The sequence below is a fragment of the Aeromicrobium sp. 50.2.37 genome (assembly GCF_024655735.1).
GTDB lineage: Bacteria > Actinomycetota > Actinomycetes > Propionibacteriales > Nocardioidaceae > Aeromicrobium.
Window position 1 is genome coordinate 1 of record NZ_JANLGG010000060.1, and the last position, 529, is coordinate 529.

Here is a 529-nt window from a genome sequence, read left to right on the forward strand (position 1 = left end):
ACAGGTCCGGCGTTGGGGCTCGGGTGGTGGCGGGCGTCGCGGCGCCACGCGCGAACGGCCGTGCCGGGGCTGCCGTCGACGAGCGGGGCGGTGACGACGGCCAGGGTCGCGGACAGCCGCGCGGGCACGAGGTTGAGCCCGTCGTCGAGCCGTGCGGCGGCCCAGCCGAACCGCTCGAGGCGTGGCGTCCGGTGGCCCACCATGGCGTCGAGGGTGTTGGCGGCGCGGTAGGCCAGGAGCCCGGGGACCCCCGCGACGGCGCCGGCCACGAGGGGCGCGACGACGGCGTCGGACGTGTTCTCGGCGACGGACTCGACCGTCGCGCGGGCCACGCCCTCGACGTCGAGCGTGCTGGGGTCGCGGCCCACGAGATGGGTCACGCGGCGGCGGGCACCGGCCAGGTCGTCGGCGTCGAGCAGGGCGTGCACGGCGAGCGCCTCGCGCTCCAGCGAACGCCCGCCGAGCACGGCCCACGTGCAGGCCGCGGTCAGCACCGCCTCGGCCACAGGTCCTCGGCGGCGCGCGGCGG

At 78.8% G+C, this 529-nt stretch carries 1 protein-coding gene; it reads right to left on the bottom strand.

Features of this window, described 5'->3' with window-relative positions; translation table 11 throughout:
- A partial coding sequence (locus tag NUV38_RS17090; protein WP_257730260.1) for a cobalamin biosynthesis protein occupies positions 1-529 on the bottom strand: 529 nt, incomplete at both ends.